General features: G+C 40.4%; 17 protein-coding genes and 1 pseudogene. 16 read left to right on the top strand and 2 right to left on the bottom strand.

The features are described 5' to 3' along the window. Positions 1–30: 30 nt before the first annotated feature. Positions 31–405: a DUF3127 domain-containing protein gene (locus CJF29_RS15235; RefSeq protein ID WP_009000038.1), complete on the bottom strand. Its 375-nt coding sequence runs from the start codon at positions 403–405 to the stop codon at positions 31–33. A gap of 153 nt (positions 406–558) precedes the next feature. Between CJF29_RS15235 and dnaN the strand changes: the two genes are divergently transcribed. The 4 genes from dnaN (at position 559) to recN (ending at position 5,460) form a co-directional block, all read left to right on the top strand. Continuing rightward, a complete protein-coding gene (gene dnaN, locus CJF29_RS15230) occupies positions 559–1,683 on the top strand; it encodes a DNA polymerase III subunit beta (RefSeq protein ID WP_004297029.1) in 1,125 nt (374 codons plus the stop codon). Between the two features lie 101 nt (positions 1,684–1,784). Beyond that, a complete protein-coding gene (locus CJF29_RS15225) occupies positions 1,785–2,564 on the top strand; it encodes a 3'-5' exonuclease (RefSeq protein WP_004297028.1) in 780 nt (259 codons plus the stop codon). Next, complete coding sequence (gene coaBC / locus CJF29_RS15220) at positions 2,564–3,772, top strand: bifunctional phosphopantothenoylcysteine decarboxylase/phosphopantothenate--cysteine ligase CoaBC (RefSeq protein WP_004297027.1); 1,209 nt, start codon at positions 2,564–2,566, stop codon at positions 3,770–3,772. Before CJF29_RS15225 ends, coaBC begins: the two co-directional genes overlap by 1 nt. A 26-nt stretch (positions 3,773–3,798) precedes the next feature. Next, the gene (recN, locus tag CJF29_RS15215; RefSeq protein WP_099146812.1) at positions 3,799–5,460 is read left to right on the top strand and encodes a DNA repair protein RecN; all 1,662 of its coding nucleotides are present in this window, start codon (positions 3,799–3,801) and stop codon (positions 5,458–5,460) included. A 42-nt stretch (positions 5,461–5,502) separates the two neighbouring features. Here recN and CJF29_RS15210 read toward each other — a convergent pair whose 3' ends face one another. Beyond that, positions 5,503–6,372, bottom strand: coding sequence for a transposase (locus CJF29_RS15210; protein ID WP_154289602.1), 870 nt, complete (start codon positions 6,370–6,372; stop codon positions 5,503–5,505). A gap of 207 nt (positions 6,373–6,579) precedes the next feature. On the opposite strand from CJF29_RS15210, the gene rlmB reads away from it, so the two are divergent. The 12 genes and pseudogenes from rlmB to CJF29_RS15150 all read left to right on the top strand — a co-directional run bounded on the left by rlmB (position 6,580) and on the right by CJF29_RS15150 (position 20,519). Continuing rightward, on the top strand, positions 6,580–7,323 hold the full coding sequence (rlmB, locus tag CJF29_RS15205; protein WP_004297025.1) for a 23S rRNA (guanosine(2251)-2'-O)-methyltransferase RlmB: 744 nt from the start codon (positions 6,580–6,582) through the stop codon (positions 7,321–7,323). A 1-nt stretch (position 7,324) separates the two neighbouring features. Beyond that, entirely contained in the window at positions 7,325–9,031 is a 1,707-nt protein-coding gene (locus CJF29_RS15200) for a serine protease (protein ID WP_099147369.1), read from the top strand. A 361-nt stretch (positions 9,032–9,392) separates the two neighbouring features. Next, entirely contained in the window at positions 9,393–10,337 is a 945-nt protein-coding gene (locus CJF29_RS15195) for a tyrosine-type recombinase/integrase (protein WP_074638464.1), read from the top strand. Between the two features lie 357 nt (positions 10,338–10,694). Next, positions 10,695–11,291: a UpxY family transcription antiterminator gene (locus CJF29_RS15190; RefSeq protein WP_004297022.1), complete on the top strand. Its 597-nt coding sequence runs from the start codon at positions 10,695–10,697 to the stop codon at positions 11,289–11,291. Then, complete coding sequence (locus CJF29_RS15185) at positions 11,269–13,683, top strand: SLBB domain-containing protein (RefSeq protein WP_176553178.1); 2,415 nt, start codon at positions 11,269–11,271, stop codon at positions 13,681–13,683. The genes CJF29_RS15190 and CJF29_RS15185 overlap by 23 nt, the downstream gene beginning before the upstream one ends. A 22-nt stretch (positions 13,684–13,705) precedes the next feature. Next, a pseudogene (locus tag CJF29_RS15180) lies at positions 13,706–14,830 on the top strand (chain-length determining protein). Positions 14,831–14,850: 20 nt separating this feature from the next. Further along, a complete protein-coding gene (locus tag CJF29_RS15175) occupies positions 14,851–16,257 on the top strand; it encodes an undecaprenyl-phosphate glucose phosphotransferase (RefSeq protein ID WP_099147366.1) in 1,407 nt (468 codons plus the stop codon). Positions 16,258–16,352: 95 nt separating this feature from the next. Then, entirely contained in the window at positions 16,353–17,129 is a 777-nt protein-coding gene (rfbF, locus tag CJF29_RS15170; protein ID WP_099147365.1) for a glucose-1-phosphate cytidylyltransferase, read from the top strand. A gap of 6 nt (positions 17,130–17,135) precedes the next feature. Beyond that, entirely contained in the window at positions 17,136–17,534 is a 399-nt protein-coding gene (locus CJF29_RS15165) for a WxcM-like domain-containing protein (protein ID WP_099147364.1), read from the top strand. Beyond that, on the top strand, positions 17,531–18,634 hold the full coding sequence (rfbG, locus tag CJF29_RS15160) for a CDP-glucose 4,6-dehydratase (RefSeq protein WP_099147363.1): 1,104 nt from the start codon (positions 17,531–17,533) through the stop codon (positions 18,632–18,634). The genes CJF29_RS15165 and rfbG overlap by 4 nt, the downstream gene beginning before the upstream one ends. Position 18,635: 1 nt before the next feature. Next, positions 18,636–19,526: an NAD-dependent epimerase/dehydratase family protein gene (locus tag CJF29_RS15155; RefSeq protein ID WP_099147362.1), complete on the top strand. Its 891-nt coding sequence runs from the start codon at positions 18,636–18,638 to the stop codon at positions 19,524–19,526. 9 nt (positions 19,527–19,535) lie between these two features. Then, positions 19,536–20,519 carry a glycosyltransferase family 2 protein gene (locus CJF29_RS15150; RefSeq protein WP_099147361.1) on the top strand — a complete coding sequence of 328 codons (984 nt, stop codon included), beginning with the start codon at positions 19,536–19,538 and terminating at the stop codon, positions 20,517–20,519. The last annotated feature ends 201 nt before the right edge of the window (positions 20,520–20,720 follow it).

Here is a 20,720-nt window from a genome sequence, read left to right as displayed (position 1 = left end):
TGCTTATTCGTTCGACGAATGACTTTCGGTTTAGAATGGCAGATCGTCTTTTGCGTCGCCCGGAGTAAATTCCGGCATTGCCGACGGAGCTGCGGGAGGAACGGAACCGCCTGTAGCCATTGGGGCACCTGCGCTGACACGTTCTACTTTCCATGCACGGATTCTGTTGAACCAGCGGTCTTGCCATTGGTTAGAATCGATGTCGAATGAAACAGTCAGTTCTTCGCCCATTTGAATGTTGAACTGATCTATTTTATCTGCCCCAAATACTTCGAAGCACATTTTGCGTGGATATTGGTCGTGACTTTCGATAACAAACTCTTGCGCTTTCCACTCGTTGCCGGTAGCTTTTGAAACTCCTCCTTTGGGCTGGAGGATAGCGATGATTTTTCCTGTAAATTCCATTGCGATAATTTTAAATTCTGGGGCGAAGTTACAATTTTTTAGTAATATCCCTCACACAATGCCTGTTTTTTTCTTTTGTTTTATTGGGCAGCCCAAATCTTTTTTCGTAACTTTGTGCGATAGAACATTTAAAACTTAAATACACGAAAATATATGAAATTTATCGTTTCAAGTACTGCTCTTTCCAGCCATTTACAGGCCATCAGCCGTGTGATTAATTCAAAAAATGCGCTGCCAATTCTCGATTGTTTCCTCTTCGAATTGGAAGACGGAACATTGTCTGTGACTGTATCCGACAGTGAAACAACGATGGTGACTACCGTAGAAGTGAATGAAAGCGATACGAACGGGCGTTTTGCCGTAGTAGCGAAAACATTGCTTGATGCACTGAAAGAAATCCCGGAACAACCACTTACATTTGAAATCAATCCGGATAATTATGAAATAACAGTGCAGTACCAGAACGGAAAATACAGCCTGATGGGGCAGAATGCGGATGAATTCCCGCAATCGGCTACACTGGGTGATAATGCAGTCCGTGTAGAAATGGAGGCAAGTGTACTTCTGGGAGGTATCAACCGTTCGGTGTTTGCTACTGCCGATGACGAACTTCGTCCGGTGATGAACGGTATTTATTTCGATATTACCACAGAAGACATCACAATGGTTGCTTCAGACGGTCATAAACTGGTACGTTGCAAGACATTGGCAGCCAAAGGTAACGAGCGTGCAGCCTTTATCCTTCCAAAGAAACCGGCTACTTTGCTTAAGAATCTTTTGCCGAAAGAACAAGGCACAGTGACGATCGAATTCGATGAACGCAATGCTGTATTCATGCTCGAAAGCTACCGGATGGTTTGCCGCCTGATTGAAGGACGTTACCCGAACTACAACTCGGTAATTCCGCAGAACAACCCGCACAAAGTGACCGTAGACCGTCAACAGTTGGTAGGAGCTTTGCGTCGTGTGTCTATTTTCTCGTCGCAGGCAAGCAGTTTGATTAAACTCCGTATGCAGGAAAACCAGATTGTGATTTCCGCACAAGATATTGACTTCTCTACTTCTGCCGAAGAAACACAAGTTTGCCAGTATGCAGGTGCAGCAATGAGCATCGGTTTCAAATCGACATTCCTCATCGATATCCTGAACAATATTTCAGCAGACGAAGTAGTCATCGAACTCGCAGATCCTTCACGTGCCGGAGTAATCATCCCGGTAGAGCAGGAAGAAAACGAAGACCTGCTGATGCTGCTGATGCCGATGATGCTAAATGATTAATAGTAATCACCGCAAAATAACACAGAGTTCTACAGAGCAATAAATACATAAAACACTCTGTGGAACTCTGTGTTACTCTGTGGTGGAAAAAATAATTAGAAATGAAATTAAACCTGAAAAATCCCATTGTTTTTTTTGATTTAGAAACAACTGGAACCAATATCAACACAGACCGAATTGTTGAAATCTGCTATCTGAAAGTATATCCGAATGGAAATGAAGAAGCAAAAACATTACGTATCAACCCTGAAATGCATATCCCGGAAGCATCTTCTGCTATACATGGTATTTATGATGCCGATGTAGTCGATTGCCCTACTTTCAAAGAAGTGGCGAAGAACATAGCCAGGGACATTGAAGGTTGCGATTTGGCAGGATTTAATTCCAATCGTTTTGATATTCCTGTCCTTGCCGAAGAGTTCCTTCGCGCCGGAGTGGACATTGATATGACGAAACGCAAATTTGTAGACGTGCAGGTGATCTTCCACAAAATGGAACAACGCACCCTGTCTGCTGCGTACAAATTCTATTGCGACAAAAATCTGGAAGATGCACACACTGCCGAAGCAGATACACGGGCCACTTACGAAGTGCTGAAAGCACAACTCGACCGTTACTCCGATCTTCAGAATGATATTGCGTTCCTGGCAGATTATTCAAGTTTCAGCAAGAATGTAGACTTTGCCGGACGCATGGTGTACGATGATAATGGGGTGGAAGTGTTCAACTTCGGAAAATATAAAGGAATGTCTGTAGCCGAGGTTTTGAAGAAAGATCCCGGATATTACAGTTGGATTTTGAATAGTGATTTCACGTTGAACACTAAGGCGGCATTGACAAAAATCCGTTTGCGTGAAATGAGTAATTTGATTACAAAATAATGCTAAAAGGAAAAAAAATAATTCTTGGAATTACCGGCAGTATTGCCGCGTACAAGGCGTGCTATATCATTCGCGGACTGATAAAACAGGGAGCGGAAGTGCAAGTCGTAATTACTCCGGCGGGAAAAGAATTTATTACTCCCATCACTCTTTCGGCTTTGACCAGCAAACCGGTCATCAGTGAGTTTTTTGCCCAGCGTGACGGAACGTGGAATAGCCACGTCGATCTCGGATTGTGGGCGGATGCTGTATTGATTGCACCTGCCACTGCCTCTACTATCGGTAAAATGGCCAATGGAATAGCCGACAATATGCTCATAACAACTTATCTTTCGGCAAAAGCTCCCGTGTTTGTTGCTCCGGCAATGGATCTCGATATGTTTGCCCATCCTGCCACCCAGAAAAATCTGGATATCCTGCGTTCTTACGGTAATCACATTATCGAGCCGGGAACAGGAGAATTAGCCAGCCACTTGGTAGGAAAGGGACGTATGGAAGAGCCGGAAAACATCATCCGGGTATTGGATGAATTCTTCGCTTCGAGTGATGAACTATCCGGAAAGAAAGTGATGATTACAGCTGGACCTACTTACGAAAAAATTGACCCGGTGCGTTTCATAGGCAATTATTCTTCCGGAAAGATGGGATTTGCGTTGGCAGAAGAATGTGCCCGTCGCGGAGCGCAGGTGACATTGATAACAGGTCCTGTGCAGCTCAAAACGAAACATTCCCGTATCCGGCGTGTAGATGTGGAATCAGCAGAAGAAATGTATGCGGCTTCACAGATCTATTTTCCAGATGCTGATGCAGGTATTCTTTGTGCGGCAGTAGCCGACTACCGTCCGGAAACAGTGGCCGACAAGAAGATTAAGCGGGAGAAAGAAGAGGAACTAACCCTCCATCTTCAGGCAACACAAGACATCGCTGCCAATTTAGGAGCACTGAAAGGGAAAAATCAGTTATTGGTTGGCTTTGCCCTCGAAACCAATAATGAGCAGCAGAATGCCGAAGGAAAGCTCGAACGCAAAAACTTCGACTTTATTGTGCTCAATTCGTTGAATGATGCTGGAGCCGGTTTTCGTCATGATACTAATAAAATAAGTATCATCGACAGGAAAGGTCGTACAGACTATCCTCTGAAGCCGAAGACGGAAGTAGCCCAAGACATCATCGACCGTCTGGTAGCCACCCTGTCTCCCGGTTTTTAATTTTTAATCTTTAATTAAAATAGAAGGTGTTACGTTCACTATACATTCAGAATTACGCATTGATAGAAAAACTGGATATCAGTTTTGAAACAGGCTTTTCCGTTATAACAGGTGAAACGGGAGCCGGAAAATCAATTATTCTGGGAGCTATCGGACTCCTGTTAGGACAGCGTGCCGATGTGAAAGCGATTCGCCACGGAGCTTCCAAATGTATCATAGAGGCACGTTTCGATATATCTGCCTATGGTATGCGTCCGTTTTTCGAAGAAAACGAGTTGGAATATGATGAAGAGTGCATTTTGCGTCGTGAAGTGCAGTCTTCCGGTAAGAGCCGGGCATTCATCAACGATACTCCTGCTTCGTTGGCACAAGTGAAAGAGCTGGGCGAACAGCTGATAGATGTACATTCGCAACATCAGAATCTGCTGCTTAATAAAGAAGGATTTCAGTTGAATGTGCTTGATATTCTGGCGCATAATGACGCTGCATTGGCGAAATATCATCTGTGTTATAACGAATGGAAACAGACAGATCGCGAACTCGCTGAATTAGTGTCACTGGCAGAGAACAGTCGCTCCGATGAAGATTATATCCGCTTCCAACTCGAACAGCTCGAAGAAGCCTGTTTGGTGGAAGGCGAACAGGAAGAACTGGAGCAGGAAGCTGAAACATTAAGTCATGCAGAAGAGATAAAAGCCGGACTTTACCGGGTGGAGCAGTCGTTTGCTTCGGATGAAGGTGGCTTGCTTTCTTATCTGAAAGACAGTCTGAATACACTGAATAATCTGCAAAGAGTATATCAGCCGGCCAAGGAACTTACCGAACGTATGGAGAGCGCTTATATCGAACTGAAAGATATTTCGCACGAAGTCTCTTTACAAAGTGACTCCGTTGAATTCAATCCAGTCCGTCTGGACGAAGTGAATGAACGGTTGAATCTGATTTATTCCTTACAGCAGAAACATCGGGTACAAACCCTTGATGAATTGATAGCGCTAACGGATGAATACCGCAGCAAATTGTCGGACATCACTTCCTATGATGAGCGTATCGCCGAACTGACTGCTCGCAAAGAGGAACAATATAAACAAGTGAAACAACAGGCAGAAGTGCTGACCAAAGCCCGTACGAAAGCTGCTCGTGAAGTAGAAAAACAGCTGGCTGCCCGGTTGATTCCATTAGGAATGCCGAATGTTCGTTTCCAGATAGAAATGGGACTGAAGAAAGAGCCGGGATTGCAAGGAGAAGATACAGTCAACTTCCTGTTTTCCGCCAATAAGAACGGCACCTTGCAGAATATCTCTTCTGTAGCTTCAGGAGGTGAAATCGCCCGTGTCATGCTTTCTATCAAGGCGATGATTGCCGGAGCCGTCAAGCTGCCGACTATCGTATTTGATGAAATAGATACCGGAGTCTCCGGTGAAATAGCCGACCGTATGGCGGACATGATGCAGGAGATGGGCGACCGCAACCGTCAGGTAATCAGTATCACCCACCTGCCGCAGATTGCTGCCCGTGGGCGTGCTCATTATAAGGTATACAAGAAAGATAGCGATACGGAAACCAACAGCCATATCCGCCGTCTCACTGACGAAGAACGGGTAGAGGAAATAGCTCACATGCTTAGTGGTGCCACTCTGACCGAAGCTGCCCTTAGCAATGCCAAATCCCTGCTTGCCCGTAACTGATAAATAGTGAATAGTAAATAATGCGAATCAGTATTTGATTCCTTAGTTAAAAATTAGAGTAATTAATGCGATGGCAATTTTTCCCATCGTATGTACCAGAAGTCCAGATGTAGATCTGACCTTCATCGCTCTTTGAATATTTGTTTTTTCATTCAACCAGTTGAATAATGCTTCAATGGGTTGTCTGACTTTTGAGACTGCCGTTGAAAACAAGTCTCTTGCCGCTTTCTCCCTTTTTGTTATTTCAGGTGATTCTCCTTTGATAGCTTTTACAGGAGTAAATAGCTCGAGTTTTTTGCATTCTTTCGTCTCTTTATAGAATGGTATATCCGAATATATTTTATCGGCATATATTTCTCTATTGTTCAGATTTCCCACACATTCTCTTTTGAATACAGTGGAGTCATTTTCATCAGCAGCGGAAAGTATGAGCATTTCAGGAAAAGGTATAGTTCCTTTTCTACGGAAAGCCACTGCATGGAGTTTTATTCCGAAATAATACATGTTCTTTGTCGAACAATATCCTTTGGAAGTAATCTCAGTGGCGACCTTTCCTACTTTGTTCTTTCCTGCGCAAGTAATGATAGGCATCGAGTCAACTAATGATTTCATACTGTCACAATCTTGAGGTTTGAATGAATGGATTAACTGCCTGACCAGTTCGCTGATTGCTTCCGGCATCAAATTCAATCTATAATTGAATGTTTGGTAAGAAGGCAAGTCAGGGAACCATGAAAGCAGGTATTCCTTGGTAAAGGTATGTATGTCTTTGATTTTAAAGTATTGTTGATAAGCTCCACAGAACAGATATACAGTAAGCAGTTCCTGATCGGTAAAGATTGGATGATTGTTATTACTGAACCTCTGGCAGTAGAACTTGAGTGAAGACTCGTAAACATCGCAGATATACATATATATTTTTATAAGTTTTAATTCTTTCTCCTTGGGAATCATAATTAGAACAATGAGTGGTTTTATTCTTCTAATATACTGATTTTCAAGGAGATTAGAAAATTAATTTATGAGATAATTAACTGAATAATAACATTTTAACAAGCGAAAAGGCTGATGTTTATCAACTGCTGATTCGCATAAATAGTAAAATAGTAAATCAACCAGATGTTAGATAAAAGTGAAATGATTTTCGGCGTTCGTGCCGTGATAGAAGCCCTTCAGGCTGGAAAAGAGATAGATAAGATCCTCGTGAAGAAAGATATTCAAAGTGATCTTTCCAAGGAGCTTTTTGCAGCTTTGAAAGGTACGTTGATACCTGTTCAGCGTGTTCCGGTAGAGCGTATCAACCGTATTACCCGGAAAAATCATCAAGGAGTGATCGCCTTCATTTCTTCTGTGACTTATCAGAAAGCGGAGGATCTTGTTCCTTTCTTGTTTGAGCAAGGAAAAAATCCGTTTTTTGTTATGCTCGACGGAGTGACCGATGTACGCAATTTCGGGGCGATTGCACGTACCTGCGAATGTGCGGCTGTCGATGCCGTGATTATTCCTGTCCGGGGTAGTGCGTCGGTCAATGCTGACGCCGTGAAAACATCGGCAGGAGCGCTACATACTCTTCCGGTATGCCGTGAACAGAACCTCCGTTCGACTCTGCAATATCTGAAAGATAGTGGTTTCCGCATTGTGGCTGCTACCGAAAAAGGAGATTATGACTATACCAAGGCCGATTATACAGGTCCCCTCTGCATCATAATGGGAGCTGAGGATACAGGAGTTTCTTATGAAAACCTTGCCCTCTGTGATGAATGGGTGAAAATTCCGATGCTGGGCACTATCGAATCCCTGAATGTCTCTGTAGCTGCCGGTATCCTGATTTACGAAGCTGTGAAACAAAGAAACAATGACTGATATGAAGAAGATTTTAATTCTACCTTTGCTGCTTTTCTTCCTGGTACAAGGAAGCATGGCACAAACCCCAAAATGGGTAGAGAAGGCAAAACGTGCAGTCTTCTCAATAGTGACTTATGACAAGAATGATAAAATGCTGAATACGGGAAACGGATTCTTTGTGTCCGAAGACGGATTGGCTTTATCAGATTATACTCTTTTTAAAGGAGCTGAACGTGCGGTAGTGATTACTTCCGAAGGCAAGCAGATGCCGGTCAGCCTGATACTTGGAGCGAATGACATGTATGATGTCATTAAGTTTCGTGTGGCTATCACCGAGAAGAAAGTGCCTGCGCTGGTCGTTGCTAAAACAGCCCCGGCGACAGGGGCCGATGCGTGGATGCTTCCTTATTCTACACAAAAAAGTATCGCTTGCGTTACTGGTAAGGTGAAAGATGTTTCCAAAGTAGCCGGAGCATACCATTATTATACATTGAGCATGCATATGAAAGATAAGATGGTGAGCTGTCCGGTGATGAATGCGGAAGGTCAGGTATTTGGTATTGCGCAGAAATCATCCGGTATCGATACGGTGACTACTTGTTATGCGGCGGGAGCAGCTTTTGCCATGTCGCAGAAAATCAGTGCTCTTTCTTTGGGAGACGCTGCCTTGAAAAGCATTGGTATCCGGAAAGGTTTACCCGAAACGGAAGATCAGGCATTAGTGTATCTGTTCATGGCCTCTTCGAGCCTCTCGGGCGAGGACTATGAAAAGCTGTTGGATGACTTCATTCGCCAGTTCCCTGCCAATGCAGATGGTTATCTCCGTCGTGCCAATTATTATGCATCTAAAGGTAAAGACGATCAGACCTGGTATGATAAAGCCGTTGCCGACTTTAATCAGGCTCTGAAAGTAGCCCAGAAGAAAGATGATGTATATTATAATATAGGTAAGCTAATGTATGCTTATCAATTATCGAAGCCGGAGAAAACTTATAAAGACTGGACGTATGACACCGCTTTGAAGAATGTCCGTCAGGCAATCGCTATTGATCCGCTGCCAATTTACATTCAAATGGAAGGCGATATACTGTTTGCCCAACAAGACTATGCCGGTGCTTTGGCTGCTTATGAAAAGGTAAATACCAGCAATATTGCTTCTCCGGCCACTTTCTTTAGTGCTGCCAAGACGAAAGAACTGCTGAAAGGGGATCCGAAAGAAGTGGTAGCCTTAATGGATAGCTGTATTGCCCGTTGCCCGCAACCGATTACGGCCGACTTTGCTCCATATTTGTTGGAACGTGCGCAGATGAATATGAATGCCGATCAGGCGCGAAATGCAATGCTCGATTATGATGCTTACCATACGGCAGTCAAGGGAGAAGTGAACGACGTGTTCTATTATTATCGCGAACAGGCAGCTTTGAAAGCACGTCAGTTTCAACGCGCTTTAGACGATATTGCCAAGGCCATCGAGATGAATCCGACAGACCTCACCTACCAGGCAGAGCATGCAGTTGTAAACCTCCGTGTAGGACGGTATGAAGAAGCCATTCAGATTTTAAATAATATATTGAAGACTGATCCTAAATATGGTGAGGCTTACCGTTTATTGGGACTTTGCCAGATACAGCTGAAGAAGACAGATGAAGCTTGCGGCAACTTTAAGAAAGCGAAAGAATTGGGTGATCCGAATGCAGATGAATTGATAACCAAATACTGCAAGTAAAAAGATCATCTTCTTGAAGATAAAAAATGAATCCCTGCCAATTTTCGAGTTGGCAGGGATTCCTCGTTTTGGGGGACGTTGTATAAAAAACTCTCTCTCTTTTTTTTATTTTTCCCCACTTCACTTGTTAAGTTCAGGTTGTAGGTTTTAATGATATATGGTTTGATTTCCCTTTTTCCCCTCTTTTATAAGTTAAATGCATGGTTATTGAAAATACTGCATGGCTTCACTTATTTTTTTTAGAAATAATTCGAATTTCTATCTAAAACAGTAAGTAAATTTAAAATCGTGGTTCATTTTATCTATAATCTTACTATATTCCGCACGTTTTTAATAACACGTATGAGATAAGTTATAATTTATGGAAAAAAATCGATTTACTATTTGTGCAAACAATTACATCGACTGTTTGCGACAAGAGGGCCGTTATTCTACGGCCCATGTGTATAAACACGCTATTCGTTCTTTTTCGCAGTTTTGTGGAACTCAATCCATCACGTTTAGTAAGATAAACCGTGAAACTCTAAAGAGGTATAGCAACTATCTGATGGCTTCCCGTTTGAAGCCCAATACGATTTCTACGTATATGCGTATGTTGCGTAGTATCTACAATCGTGGTGTCGATATGCATCAGGCTCCTTATGTACATGGTTTGTTCCGGGATGTTTTTACCGGGGTGGACACACGTCAGAAGAAAGCTATCCCGATCAGCGAACTTCACATGCTATTAAACAAAGATCCTCAATCGGAAAAGCTTCGCCGGACGCAGGCCATTGCCAATCTGTTATTTCAGTTTTGTGGAATGCCTTTTTCTGATTTAGCCCATTTGGAAAAGTCCAATCTGGAGCGGGGGCTTTTGAAGTACAATCGTACCAAGACCGGTACTCCTATGAGTATAGAAGTGCTGGAGTCAGCGCAGAATGCAATTGGGGGATTGTACAATAAATCTGACGCCCGGAGTTCTGGCTATCCTGATTATCTTTTCCGGATATTAAGCGGAGCGTACAAGCGGAATGAAGAAGGAGCCTATCGTGAGTATCAGTCAGCTTTGAGACGTTTTAATAATGAGTTGAAAAGCCTGTCCAGAAAATTAAGGCTACATTCGCCCGTTACGTCGTATACGCTTCGTCATTCTTGGGCTACGACTGCTAAGTACAGAGGTGTACCTATCGAAATGATTAGCGAATCACTAGGACACAAATCTATTAAAACAACACAGATATATTTAAAGGGTTTCGAATTGGAAGAAAGAACAAAAGTAAATAAATTGAATTATTCTTACGCTTGTAATTTTAAAATGCTCTGATTAATATTATTAAAGCATTATGGATTAGGGACTTAATGCTGATGTTACTTCTTAGGTAACGGAATTATATTCGCTACAAAGATAGGTAAAAATATTAATAGCAAACAAACAATAAACTTCTTTTTTTCCTTTTTCTCTAAAATATGCAACATAAATCTATCTGAATATGAAGGATAACATCTTCATGCTCAAAGGCTTTTTATTACCTAAATTCAAGAATGTTTTATATTGAATGTTAGGTGCCCGCTTTTATATTCCCTCATAATCGATTTTTTTCTTTTTTTCACAGCGATGTGTATTCTATATGTGTGTTGTCCGTTACCTAAGAAGTAACGGATGAACATGGGGTAAAAAAATATGATTTTAACGAAACCGAAATCAGTAAATGCCGGGCCTAGTAGTGGGACAGGGGAAGGCGTAGCACACTCAAAACGCTGGTATGTAGCACTCGTTCGAATGCATCACGAGAAAAAAGTTGCCGAGCGTTTGTCTAAGATGGGAATTGATTCTTTTGTTCCCGTTCAACAACAAATTCATCAATGGAGTGACCGTCGTAAGATGGTTGATACAGTCTTACTCCCAATGATGGTTTTTGTACATGTCAATCCAAAAGAACGTATGGAAGTCCTTTCATTTTCTACGGTCAGCCGTTATATGGTGATGCGTGGAGAGAGCACTCCTGCCGTTATTCCTGACGAGCAGATGGCCCGTTTCCGTTTCATGCTCGATTATTCCGAAGAAGCAGTCTGTATGAATGATACTCCACTAGCGCGTGGTGAGAAAGTTCGTGTCATAAAAGGTCCTTTGAGTGGACTTGTTGGCGAACTTGTGACTGTAGGCGGGAAGAGTAAGATTGCCGTTCGTTTAAATATGCTTGGCTGTGCTTGTGTAGATATGCCAATCGGTTATGTAGAATCCACAAAAATCACCAATGACAACACGAAGAAAATTTAACGTATTTCTATTCATTCTGTTGCTGGGAGTTTTTTCTCCTTTAATGGCTCAAAACATGAGCGACTCCCAAGTTCTTGAATATGTAAAGGATGGCATCCGCCAGGGTAAAGAACAGAAACAACTAGCCTCTGAACTGGCACGTAGAGGTGTGACCAAAGAACAGGCAACTCGTGTGAAGCAACTGTATGAACAACAAAACAATGTCAATGCTTCCAATGCAACGGGTACCGACATCAATGAATCACGCCTTCGTGAGGAAATGAAAGAAAACACTTCCGATATGCTGGAAGACCATCCGAGCACTCAAGACCTCGCACGTGGGAACCAGGTTTTCGGACGAAATATCTTCAACACCCGTAACCTGACTTTTGAACCCAGCGTCAACATCGCCACTCCTTTAAATTATCGTCTTGGTCCCGGTGATGAAGTGATTATCGACATCTGGGGAGCCAGCCAGAACACTATCCGCCAACATATTTCTCCTGACGGCACGATCAACATTCAGAAAATTGGTCCTGTCAACCTGAACGGACTAACTATTGCTGAAGCCAATGACTATCTCAAAAAGACATTAAACAAGATATATAATGGTCTTAATAATACGAATGACCCCACTTCTGACATCCGTCTGACTTTGGGCAGCATACGTACTATCCAGATCAATGTAATGGGTGAGGTTGTCCAACCGGGCACTTACTCCCTCTCTTCTTTTGCCACAGTCTTCCATGCACTTTACCGTGCGGGTGGAGTCAGTGACATAGGAAGCCTTCGCAATGTACAGCTGGTACGTAACGGCAAAAATATCGCCACGATCGACGTCTACCAATTTATCATGAAAGGAAACATTCAGGATGACATTCGTCTTCAGGAAGGCGATGTAGTAATAGTCCCTGCCTATGACGTATTGGTTAAGATTGACGGAAAAGTGAAACGTCCCATGCGTTTCGAAATGAAAAAGGATGAGAGTCTATCCACTCTTATCAGCTATGCCGGTGGCTTTGAAGCCGACGCCTACACCCGTTCCTTGCGTGTCGTACGCCAGAACGGGCAGGAATATGAAGTAAACACAGTCAAAGACCTTGACTATAGTGTCTATAAAATGCGAAATGGTGATGTTGTGACCGCTGAAGCCATCCTCAACCGCTTCATCAACAAACTTGAAATCCGTGGAGCCGTTTATCGTCCCGGCATCTACCAGTTGAATGGAAAACTGAATACTGTCCGTGAACTGGTAAACGAAGCTCAAGGCCTGACCGGTGATGCCTTCTTGAACCGTGCCGTTCTCTATCGTCAGCGTGAAGACCTGACTACCGAAGTTGTTCCAGTAGACATCAAAGCCATCATGGACGGTACTTCCCAAAACATCATCCTGATGAAAAACGACATCCTTTATATTCCTAGTATTCATGACCTGGAAGACAGAGGCAACGTCGTAATCCACGGTGAAGTAGCCAAACCTGATTCTTATCCTTATGCGGATAACATGACCCTTGAAGACTTGATCATTCAGGCAGGTGGCTTACGTGAAGCCGCTTCTGTAGTTCGTGTAGATGTATCCCGTAGAATTAAGAATCCTCGTAGTACAGTAGATAACGATACTATCGGCCAGATATATACATTCTCCCTAAAAGAAGGTTTTATTGTAGATGGAACTCCCGGCTTTGTCCTTCAACCTTACGATGAAGTTTATGTACGTCGCAGTCCGGGGTATCAAGCTCAACAGAATGTAGTTGTTGAAGGTGAAATTCTGTTTGGAGGCTCTTATGCTATGACCAGTCGTGAAGAACGTCTTTCGGACTTAATCAATAAAGCTGGAGGTGCAACGAATTATGCCTACTTACGTGGTGCCAAATTGACCCGTGTGGCCAATGCAAGTGAAAAGAAACGCATGGGTGATGTGGTCCGCTTGATGAGTCGACAGTTGGGTGAAGCTATGATGGACTCTTTGGGTGTTCGTGTGGAAGATACCTTTAGTGTTGGTATTGACTTGGAGAAAGCATTAGCTAACCCTGGAAGTACAGCAGATATTGTCTTGCGTGAGGGTGATGTGATTTCTATTCCGAAAAATAATAATACAGTAACGATCAATGGTGCCGTAATGGTTCCGAATACAGTTTCATATATAGAGGGTGAGAATATAGATTATTACCTGAATCAAGCTGGTGGTTATTCTGAAAATGCAAAGAAGAGTAAGAAATTTATCGTATACATGAATGGTCAGGTGACTAAGGTGAAAGGTAGTGGTAAGAAACAGATCGAACCGGGATGTGAGATAATTGTGCCTAGTAAAGCTAAGAAGAAAACTAATATAGGTAATATCTTAGGTTATGCTACTACCTTCAGTACTTTAGGAATGATGGTTGCTTCGATTGCTAATCTGATAAAAAAATAAAGAATAATAGTTTTATATGACTATGATAGAAGGAGAATCTGAAAAAGAAGTAAAACAAGGGAAAAATAATCATCTGGGTGATGAAATTGAAATCGATTTAATGGATATTCTTCGTAAGATTATTGCTATTCGTAAGACAATTTATAAAGCAGTTGGTATTGGATTAGTGATAGGAATTATAATAGCTTTAAGTATCCCAAAACAATACACAGTCAAAGTCACCCTTTCTCCGGAGATGGGTGCTTCTAAAGAAGGTGGTTTATCTGGTTTGGTTGCTTCTTTCTTAGGAAGTGGTGTTACTATGGGAGATGGAACCGATGCTTTGAATGCCTCTTTGTCTCCAGATATTGTATCTTCTACTCCTTTTTTATTAGAACTCTCTACAATGAGGATACCTGTATCTAAAGATGAAAGCATGGCTTTGAACACTTATTTAGATGAAGAATCTTCCCCTTGGTGGAGTTATGTAATTGGATTTCCAAGTATGGTACTTGGCGGAGTTAAGTCATTATTTACTGAAGAAGATGAATCAATATCTTTCGGTAAAGCGAATCAGGGTACAATTGAATTATCTAAGATGGAGTCTATGAAGATTGAAATTCTAAAGAAAATGATAACTGCTTCTGTAGATAAGAAAACATCTATGACTTCCGTTGCTGTAACTTTGCAAAATCCTAGGGTAGCCGCAGTGGTTGCCGATTCTGTCGTAAAGAAATTGCAGGAATACATCATAGACTATCGTACTTTCAAAGCAAAAGAGGATTGTCTCTATCTGGAGAAATTGTTTAAAGAACGTCAGCAAGAATATTATGTTGCGCAGAAGAAATATGCCGATTATATGGATTCTCATGATAATATCATATTGCAAAGTGTTCGTGCAGAATAAGAGCGATTACAGAATGACATGAGTCTTGCTTACCAAGTATATAGTCAGGTTGCCAGTCAACTTCAGGTTGCTAGAGCCAAAGTTCAGGAAGAGAAGCCTGTATTTGCTGTAGTAGAACCTGCAGTGGTTCCATTGAATCCTTCAGGAACCAGTAAAAAGATATATATATTGGCATTTATCTTTCTATCTGTTTGTATTGTCATATTTTGGAAGTTATTCGGAGAAAATATTCTGAATAAGTTCAAAGAAATACAGGCTTAAAATCAATAGATAAGGTAATAATGGCATCAACTAACCAGATAAATAAAGTCGTAGAACTTATTGTGGTTTTCGGAGATCTGATTATTCTGAACTTCAGTTTGTTCCTGTTACTTCTCTTTTGGGAAAAAGCGTTTGTGTATTCGCCTTTTTCTGGTACTGCTTCTTTGATGATGACTTCTTTAAGTCTTTGTTATTTGGCGTGTTCTGCTTCCCGTGGGAAGGCTTGGAACAGCAGAGAAATTCGTGCGGATCAGCTTGTATTGCGTGTGTTGAAGAATATTATGATGTTTTCTGTTTTTTGGGCATGTATCATGGCTTTTAGCGGAATCTCTATTGTTTCTCCTTTATTTTTTGTCTTCTATTTTTTTATTCTCTTTGTTGTTTTAAGCATCTATCGTATCATTATTCGTCGTTCACTGATTGGTTATTGTGCTAAGGGCAATCATAAACGCCATGCAGTATTTATCGGTGGAGGTAATAATATGCAGATGTTATACGAAGAAATGGATAGTTCTCTGGCATCTATCTATGAGGTTGTCGGTTATTTTGATATTAAATCTAATGATATTCTTTCATCTCAATGTCCATATTTGGGTAATCCTGACGGTTTTGCCGATTTTATGTCTGGACAAACGGGGATAAAGCATGTATTTTGTTCTTTGTCAATGGAACAGGGACGTTACAATGTTTCTATTATAAATTACTGTGAGAATCATTTGCTTTATTTTCATGGTGTTCCTAATGTTTGTAAAGGTTTTCCTCGGCGTATCTGGCATAGTATGGTTGGCAATATGCCGATTTTAAATTTACGGTATGAACCTCTTAGTAAAATGGAAAATCGTGTATTAAAACGGGTGTTCGATATTGTTTTATCCGGCATTTTTTTAGTCACTATTTTTCCAGTTGTTTATCTTATCGTGGGAAGTATTATTAAACTAACGTCTCCCGGTCCTATATTCTTTACACAAATGCGAACCGGATTAAATGGTCGGGAATTCAAGTGTTATAAATTTCGTTCTATGAAGGTCAATGAAGAAGCAGATAAGAAACAGGCAACAGTTGATGATCCCCGGAAAACTCGTTTTGGAGATTTTCTCCGGCGTTCTAATATTGATGAACTTCCGCAGCTTATAAATGTCTTTAAAGGTGATATGTCAATAGTCGGTCCTCGTCCTCATATGTTGGCTCATACAGAGACATATGCTCGGTTGATTGATAAGTATATGGTACGCCACTTTATTAAACCCGGTGTAACTGGTTGGGCGCAGACACATGGTTTCCGTGGTGAAACTAAAGAATTGTCACAGATGGAAGGACGTGTAAAAGCTGATGTTTGGTATATGGAACATTGGACAATATTGCTTGATTTATATATCATTTATAAGACTGTGGCAAATGTGATTGTGGGGGAGAAGAATGCGTATTAAATTGGATAAAAGCTTCAACTAATGACAATTGAAATAGAATTACTTAATTCAAAATTGTAGTAATGTAAAAATAAGTAACATTTATTTATATATATATGAAAGTTGTTCTTCTTGCTGGAGGGTTCGGTACACGTATTTCAGAAGAATCTCAATTCAAGCCCAAGCCTATGATTGAGATTGGTGGTAAGCCTATTTTATGGCATATTATGAAAGAATATGCCTACTATGGATTTACTGAGTTTATAATTTGTGCTGGTTATCGCCAGCAGTACATAAAAGAATGGTTTGCCAACTATTTTCTTCATAATAGTGATATTACATTTGACTATACAGAGAAAAAAAATGAAATAACTATTCATGAGAATCACTGTGAATCATGGAAAGTAACGGTGGTTGATACGGGTCTTAATATCATGACAGGTGGGCGTATTAAACGGATTCAAAAATATATTGGAAATGAACCATTCTTTATGACTTATGGAGATGGTGTTTGTGATGTAGATATTCAAAAATTATTGGAGTTTCATAAAAAACATGGGAAAATAGCAAGTTTAACTTCAGTTTTTTTGAAACAGGAGAAGGGGGTACTCAATATAGGTGGTAATAATGCAGTAAAAGCTTTTCGTGAGAAAGAAATCTCTGATGGAGCTTCTATTAATGCTGGGTACATGGTACTAAACTCGAAAATCTTTGATTATATCGAAAACGATTCTACAGTGTTTGAACGTGAATCTCTTGTTAAACTTGCGGAAGAAGGTGAATTAATGTCTTATCGCCACAAAGGTTTTTGGCAGTGTATGGATAATAAACGTGAAATGGAAATGCTTGAGGAACTTCTCGCTTTAGGGAAGGCTCCTTGGAAAAAATGGTAAAATAGGATGCTACAAGATAGAATAAAGATTATTCCTCGTCACTTTGTTGAGGATGAAAGAGGGTGGTTTTTGAAAGTGATTACTGGCACGGAAGAAAACATACCTTCTCATACAGGAGAAGTTTATCTCACTATGGGGACGAAAGGGCAAGCGAAAGGTGGACACTATCATCCAAAGGCGATAGAATGGTTTACTGTTATTGAAGGTAAAGCCATGCTGAAGCTTGAAGATGTCGAGACACATGAAAAGATGGAAGTAGTGATGTCTCTTGAAAATCCTATTTCGGTATTTGTTCCTAATAATGTGGCACATATATTTGAAAATCTAAGTGATAGCAATTTTATAGTGTTGGCTTACACTGATCTTGCTTATAACCCTTCCGATACTATTATTTATCAATTATGATCGATATATTTAAGAATTTCTATAAAGGTAAACGAGTCCTTGTAACAGGGCATACTGGATTCAAAGGGGCATGGTTGAGCATTTGGTTGCATGAACTAGGAGCTGAAGTTATTGGTATAGCCCTAGATCCATTTTCTGAACGGGATAATTATGTCTTATCCGGAATCGGAAAGAAGATTAAAGCTGATTTGCGTGGAGATATTCGGGATAGAGAATTGATGAAAGAAGTCTTTGCTAAATATCAGCCAGAGATAGTTTTTCATTTGGCTGCTCAACCACTTGTTCGTCTCTCTTACGATATTCCAGTAGAGACCTATGAAGTAAATGTCATGGGTACTATTCATATAATGGAAGCTATTCGTGCCACTAAGAGTGTGAAAGTGGAAATAATGGTTACAACTGACAAGTGTTACGACAATAATGAGCAGAAAGAGGGTTATGTTGAAACCAGTCCGTTTGGGGGATACGATCCATATAGTTCTTCAAAGGGTGCATGTGAGGTGGCTATCCAGTCCTGGAGACGCTCATTCTTCAATCAAGCAGATTATGGCAAGAAACACACTGTGTCCATCGCTTCTGTTCGTGCAGGTAACGTGATTGGTGGTGGGGATTGGGCAAAAGACCGTATCATTCCTGACTGCATTCGTGCATTGGAGGCAAATAATATAATAGACATTCGTTCTCCTAAAGCAGTTCGTCCTTGGGAGCATGTGCTTGAACCACTTTCTGGTTATATGATGCTTGCCCAAAAGATGTGGGAACATCCGACTGAATATAATGAGGGATGGAATTTTGGTCCCGATTCAGAGTCTGTTTGCACTGTATGGGAAGTTGCTACTGAAATAGTAAAAAAATACTATGGCGGTGAGGTTTCATTTGGACTTATAGCTAATAAACTACGTGACCTTTCAGATCCCAATGCCCTTCATGAAGCTAAGCTTCTTATGCTCAATATCAATAAGGCAAAGATTCGTCTTGAATGGAAGCCTCGCATGGACATGCAGCAGTGTATAGAACTTGTCGTGGATTGGTATAAGCGATATAAGAATGAGGATGTCTATGCATTGTGCATAGAGGAAATTAATAAATTTATAGGATAATATGAAAATATCTATATTAGGAACAAATGGCTTTCTCTCTACTGCCATAGCTCGATACAGCAATCTGCAAGGATGGGATATGGACATGTATGGACTTGATGAACCTGTTGGCCATAAGTACGACAATTTCTATAAGGTGAATTTGATGGATACTGACCTCAATTATAACAGATTGTTAACGAGTGACATTATTATCTATGCCATTGGTGCAGGCATTCAATCAAACTTAAATGAAGACTATAATCTTATATATACCCTCAATGTAACGGTTCCTGTTGCTATTTGTAACAAACTGAAGGAATTGGACTATGAAGGTCGATTTGTGACTTTTGGCAGTGTATTTGAGATGGGTGAGACGTGCGATGAGAGATACTTCACAGAAGAAGATCTTCTCTCATCTATATGTGTTGCACCGAATGATTACACTGTCAGCAAGCGTATGTTGAGCAGTTTCGTTGCTTCATACAAGCACAACTTCACACATTGGCATTTCTATATCCCGACTATTTATGGTGAAGGCGAAAACCCGAAGCGTCTGATTCCTTACACTATATATTCAATACGTAATGGTGAGAAACTGTCTTTTACGGCAGGAGACCAAACGAGACAATATATCTATGTGAGTGAAGTTCCACGCGTGATCGGTCTTGCCGTGGAGAAGAATCTCCCATCTGGAGTATATAATATTGAGGGTAAGGAAACTGTAACTGTTAGAGAAATTGTATCAAAGATTCACTGTTCTATGGGTAAAAAAATACCATCTGATTGCTTTGGAATTGTACAACGTAATGATGCCACCATGAAATATTTGGCTCTTAATGGCAAGAAACTCCGTGAAGCTATAGGTTTTGAGGCAAATATCAGTATTGTTGATGTAATTGATAAATATTAAGTTTGAAACATGTATGATAAACTAATTTCAATAGTACTTCCTACGTTTAATAGGAAAGAATACTTAAAATTGACTCTAGACTGTTTTCTTGATCAAGTAAATCGTAACGCGAATGATATTAGTTTCTGTGTATGTAATAATGCTTCAACGGATGGAACTGACTCCTTTTTGGAGAAATATAACCTTAAAAATAAAAATGTCGGTTTTGTTAATTTTGCAGAACATGTTGATGTCGGATATAGTATATCCAGAGCAAATGATTTAGCAAATGGCAAGTATATTTTGATGTGGGGAGATGATGACATTCCTGCCCCTTATCTATTAGATGTTTTATTAAAGATAGTAAAAGAGTATTCAGATATGGGATTAGTTCATTATAATCGATTGGTCGGTTATGATGATAATATTGATTGTATTAATAAACTATTGGTAAATGATAGAAATACCAGTTGTTCGATTGAATTCTTTAATACAATCAATGATTTTTTAGTAGAACATGCCCTTGATATAACTTTTCTATCTTCATTTATATTTAAGAATGATCTTTGGAAACGTAATCGAGGAAAGGTAATAACTTCTTCTCATTTTGGTTACGAGTTTTTGGGTAAAATATTACATGGTTTTATGTTTGATAAAATATGCTATATACCATACCCTCTATGTATTCAACGAAAACCTTATAATCGTCCATGGATGAGTAGATCTCCCTATTATCGATTTATTGGGATACCTAATATGTATGCGGATTTTGAGAAGTGGGGATTGATAAAATCAGCGCGAGAGCTTTGGAGTTCTCAGGGGAATAGAAATAGAGAGTTTTTCTCTATCATGTCTCAAACATCTATATTTAAAAGTGAATATCGTCCTATATACAAAGATATGTTGAAAAGTCAATCTACTATTAGTAGAAAGCTATGGACGCTAATATTTATATTTTTATTTCCTGGTTGGATATATAAGTTTGTCCGAAAACGAGTGTTTAGTAATTCTTAAATTAACAGCTGTAAGCGTTTAATTCCGACGTCTTCTCATTTCACCAATTAATGAAGGCCTATTTAACTGTTTATATAAAAGGATGTACCAATTAAAAAATGATGCTTACTATGTTTAAGGAAATAATTAGCAATATTTGCTTGTATTAAGTGTGTAAATATTTGATAATGAGTGAACTGTGAATAGGTAACGTACAGATTG

This window comes from Bacteroides celer, from assembly GCF_002632415.2.
Lineage (GTDB): Bacteria > Bacteroidota > Bacteroidia > Bacteroidales > Bacteroidaceae > Bacteroides.
This window is presented reverse-complemented; position numbering and strand designations above follow the sequence as displayed.